Annotated in this window: 4 protein-coding genes; 1 reads left to right on the plus strand and 3 read right to left on the minus strand. The window is 71.1% G+C overall.

Annotated features, from left to right (window positions below):
• The first annotated feature begins 664 nt into the window (after nt 1-664).
• A complete protein-coding gene (locus IH80_RS0137925) occupies nt 665-919 on the plus strand; it encodes a DUF6400 family protein (protein WP_030966453.1) in 255 nt (84 codons plus the stop codon).
• Between the two features lie 273 nt (nt 920-1,192).
• On the opposite strand, the gene IH80_RS0137930 is transcribed toward IH80_RS0137925, so the two are convergent.
• The 3 genes from IH80_RS0137930 to IH80_RS46690 form a co-directional block, all read right to left on the minus strand.
• Nucleotides 1,193-1,747: a DUF4232 domain-containing protein gene (locus IH80_RS0137930; RefSeq protein ID WP_158943849.1), complete on the minus strand. Its 555-nt coding sequence runs from the start codon at nt 1,745-1,747 to the stop codon at nt 1,193-1,195.
• A 100-nt stretch (nt 1,748-1,847) separates the two neighbouring features.
• Nucleotides 1,848-3,437, minus strand: a complete 1,590-nt coding sequence (locus tag IH80_RS41340) for a serine/threonine-protein kinase (RefSeq protein ID WP_267883543.1) — start codon at nt 3,435-3,437, stop codon at nt 1,848-1,850.
• A 66-nt stretch (nt 3,438-3,503) separates the two neighbouring features.
• Nucleotides 3,504-3,755: a hypothetical protein gene (locus IH80_RS46690; RefSeq protein WP_234432533.1), complete on the minus strand. Its 252-nt coding sequence runs from the start codon at nt 3,753-3,755 to the stop codon at nt 3,504-3,506.
• Between the last annotated feature and the right edge of the window lie 757 nt (nt 3,756-4,512).

The raw sequence follows: 4,512 nt of genomic DNA on the forward strand, positions 1-4,512 counted from the left end.
CGACGCCTACCTCCGCCGCATCCGCACCAAACTCAACGTCAACACCACCGCCGAAATGACCCGCATCGCCATCACCCTCGGACTCTGACACCCCACACCAACCGCACCCAGCAACATCAGCAACAAACCACACCAGCACCAAACACAAACCGCACCAGCCCAGCCCAGCAAACGACACCCACACCCCACACCGAAACCAGACAAACCAGAACCAGCACACACCACCCCCAAACAAGGCCCAAGCCAGACCAGGACAGGGATAGAGACAGGCCAGAGCAAGGGCAAGACCAGGGGAGGGCAAGCCGAACCAGGGCATGGGCCAGACCAGGACGGGCGACGACCGCGTCAGGCCAGACCGGCCGCCCGGGCAGATCCGACGGAGCCCGGGCAAGGCCGAGCAGACCACCGCCGGGGCACGCAGCGGACCGCACCGGGCAAGCTGGGGCCGCCGTCAGGCCCGAAGCCGAGGCCGGAGCAAGGGTGCACGCGGGAACGGGCACGACGCCTGACCGGGGCTGGGGCCTGCTCGGCGGTCGGCCGGGGCGCGGAGCCGGCGTGAAGCGCGGCCGCGCCCGGGGGCCGGGGAACGGGACGCCGATGGGTGGCTGTGACTCCGGCCACCCTCCCTTGACCGGTCAAGGAAGGGATACCTAACTTCGAGGACATGGCCCCCCACGAACCAGTCGCGTCCGCGCCGGTCGACTTCGCGCTCGACCTCACCCCCCACGAAACCCTCCGGCGCGCCCACATGATGGAAGCGCTCGGCCCCGACTGGAATCCGGTCGAGGTCCTCCTGGGCGAAGAAGCCGCCTACGACCTGCTGTACTCCGGGCTCGACCCGGAGCAGCAACAGATCCACGACACCCTCGTCGCAGCCGGCATACTCCCCGCCCGCGGAGACCACCGTGCTACCCCTTGACCCGCAGGCCGATCCAGGGCGCCGTGCCTGGACGCCCTGTCCCCAATGCCGCGACAGCCACCACTGCGAGCCCTGCGCGCAGCAACGGACCTGTCCCACGCACTGGCGCTACCTTCTCGCCAACACCGGCAGTCTCCTCCACCTTCAGTGCCCCACCTGCAACCACATATGGGCGCACGAGACCCACTTCGGCGCCACCCGCGCCCACTGGAACCCGCGCTGAGCGCGCATCGGCAGGTCACGGGAACCCAGCGTCAGGAGGCGGGGCCAGCGTCAGGAGACGGGGCGGAAGGCGGTGGCGCGGACCACGGTGCCGCACAGGGCGAAGTTTCCGCCGTCGTCCGGTGCGAGCTGGAGACGGGCACCCGCGACACCCAGGACCATCGAGGGTGCGGCGAACGGTTCGGCACCCGAGGCACAGTAGCCGTCGGCTTCGCCCAGTACCGGCGTGAAGGAAATACGGGTCTGGGCAGCAGCGCCGGGGGCCAGCTCCACCGGATGCGCCGGCCCCAGACGGACGACCGTGAGGCCCTTGGCATGGGCGGGCGAGCCCTGGCCTGCAAGGGCGACGGCAGGGTGGCCCCGCAGCACACATGGCGCGGAGCCGTCGTTGACGACGGTGATCCGCAGCGCGTTCGCGCCCAGACGTTCGGCGCCGTCCGCGGCGAGCTGACCGCTGCCGCACGGAGGCACAGGCGCGGCAACAGCACCAGATTCAGTTCCGGCGGCCGGTGCGGCAGCAGCCAGCAGGGCTGCCACGGCCGCGGCCGCTCCCAGGGCCGTACGCAGCCGGCCGGGGGCCGCAGCGCCGTTCACGGTGTAGGACATGACACTCCTCCGCATGCCACGCTGTGCCGGTGTGCAGATGGGCCTGCTCCCAGCCTGGCACCGCCCTCCCGTGTCCGCCTGATCTGTCAGCGTCGGTCGGTCAGCCGCGGCGGGTGAGGGCCTCGGGGGCGCCTGCCGACTGGGCGCCCTCCGACTCCAACGTCACCCGGTCGGGCTGCGTCATCGTGAGGACGTAGAGGTTGCCCCGGGGACACTCGAACGTCGCCGACCGGTCGGTGGGGTGGCTGGTCACCGCCGCGAAGACTGCGGAGTCCTGGCGGATCTGCCGCAGCTCCAACGCCTCGGTGCACCCCAGGTTCCGCCCGGTGACCAGCTCCTTGACGTCACTGACCTGCCGGCCCACGAGCTCGCCGACCGCCCCGGCGTTGAAGGTCACCGTCACCGAGAACGCACCCGTCCTGGCCCGAGTGACACCGTCCGCATCCGGGGTTCCCGGGCCGGTGCCGGTCCAGGTGCCGACCCATGCCGCAGGCAGAACCGCCGGCCCCGATACCAACGCAGACGCGGTCTGGGTCGGGGACGGGGACGGTGTGGCTTTGTCGCCATCGCCCTGGTCGCGGTCGCCGTCCATGAGGAGCCGTAGAGGGAAGAAAGCCAGAATTGCCGCCACGGCAACCGCCCCGCCCGCGGCCAGCAGCCGGCTCCGACCCGATAGCCGCCCGCCACCGGACGCCGTCGGAGGTGTGAACGGTGCGGCAGGGGTGGACGGCGACGGCGGCACAGCCGGCGGGGTCACCGGCACCGGGGGCACCACCACCGGCGGGGTGAGGAGCCGGGCCAGTTCGGCCTCGCGGCGGACGACATCCGCCTCCAGGGCCGCCGGCACCGCAGTCCCCCACTCACCCAGCCCCGTCCCCACAGCCGTCAGACGCTGCAGGAGCTCCGCCGCGGTGGGGCGCGCGGCCGGATCCTTGGCCAGGCAGTCCCGCAGCAAGGCAACCAGATCCGCCGGGACACCGTCCAGACGGGGTGCCTCATGAACGATCCGGTAGAGGAGAGCCGGCAGCGTCAGCTCTTCGCCCGCCGCCAGGAACGGGCCGCGCCCCGTCGCCGCATGAACCAGCACCGCAGCGAGGGAGAAGACGTCCGCCGGAGCCGAAGCGACAGCACCGGTGGCCTGCTCAGGAGCCAGGTAGCCGGGGGTCCCGATGACCGCACCGGTCTGCGTGTAGCGGGCATCGCGCACCCCACGGGCAATACCGAAGTCGATGAGGAAAGGACGCTCACGGCCCAGCAGCACATTCGCCGGCTTGATCTCGCGATGAACGACCCCGGCCGCCTGCAACGTGACCAGCGCAGCCGTCAGCTCCCGGGCCAGACACACCAGAACGGGCAGCGGCAACGGTCCGTGCCGATGGACCCAGTCCGCCAGCGAGGGCGCCGCCACGTACTCCGTAGCCAGCCACTGCAACACGGCCCCCGGCGGACTGAAGTCGACCACCGAGACCATCCAGGCGCCCCGCACCCGGTCACTCGTGCGGATCTCCCGGTCGAAACGCTCGGCGAAACCCGCATCCGCGCTCAGATCCCGGTGCACGGTCTTCAGCGCGAGAGGCCGCCCCGAGGCCGTCCGGGCCAGGAAGACCTCGCCCATCCCACCCTCGCCCAAACGCGCCAGCAACCGGTAACCACCGATCTCCGACGGGTCACCAGGCCGCAAAGACGCCATCAAGCCCACCCCACCCCAACCCAACCGATCCAGCGCCCAGCCCCCGGCCCCCTGCACAAGGCAGGGTCAGCGGGCAGCACGCTGGTCGTAGACGGCCAACGACAACGCCCGCACCGCAGCATGTGCCCGCTCGGCATCCACGCCCTGATCAACCGCCTCCAACGCCGCAGCCGCCGACACCCGCACAGCTTGCGGCAGTCCCTCATGCGCACAGACACGGTATGCGACGCCCCGCCGCGCGACGCGCTCCTCCTCACTGACCCCGAAAGCCGTCACCGGGAAAACCGCCGCCTGGTACACCGCCACGCTCACCAGCACCGCATCCGCGACCCCCTCGGCATACCCACCCGTGCCCGCGGCAGAGAGCGGAGCAGGGGCGTCAGCAGGGCCGTGAGCAGGGGCAGAGGGACCGGCAGGGACAGGGGGACCGGCAGGGGCAGGGGCAGGGCGGAGGAAAGCGGCCACATGGCGGCGCGACAGCAACGATCCGATCCCCGCCCCCAGCCCAGCCGCCGTCGCAGCCAGGACCCCCGTCACGCGCCCACCCAGCAACAGGCCGAGGCAGGCCCCACCCGCCACTCCGCACATCACCAACACGAAGGTGATCATCAAGTGGATCCGGGCGACAGGCGAGTACCTCATGACCAGCAGTATCCACACCCCCCCCCCCCCCGCCGAAAGCCGTCCGCCGAAACCATGATCCGGATGCCACCGTCGAGCCGAGCGGAACGGATGATCGGTGCAGGCAGCGAGGATGCTTCGACGGCGCTTGCGCGTACGGGTACGTGTAGCTGTGCGCCTACCTGTACCTATACGTGGACGTGGACGTGGACGTGGTCGTGTTCGCGTGCGTGTACGACGGGACGGCAGCGGCACCGTGGTTCCCTGTCGGACGGGGGGGCGGGCCGCCCGGCGGCGACCTTCGCCCCGGGAGAGACGACCAGCAGCGGAGGTGTTCCCTCCGCCCCACCCCCCACCCGCCGAAAGCCGTCCGCCGAAACCATGATCCGGATGCCACCGTCGAGCCGAGCGGAACGGATGATCGGTGCAGGCAGCGAGGATGCTTCGACGGCGC

This window comes from Streptomyces sp. NRRL S-378 (assembly GCF_000720645.1).
GTDB lineage: Bacteria > Actinomycetota > Actinomycetes > Streptomycetales > Streptomycetaceae > Streptomyces.

Coding starts and splice junctions, on each gene's coding strand:
- IH80_RS0137925 (WP_030966453.1), top strand. CDS start 665: ATGGCCCCCCACGAACCAGTCGCGTCCGCGCCGGTCGACTTCGCGCTC.
- IH80_RS0137930 (WP_158943849.1), bottom strand. CDS start 1,747: ATGTCCTACACCGTGAACGGCGCTGCGGCCCCCGGCCGGCTGCGTACG.
- IH80_RS41340 (WP_267883543.1), bottom strand. CDS start 3,437: ATGGCGTCTTTGCGGCCTGGTGACCCGTCGGAGATCGGTGGTTACCGG.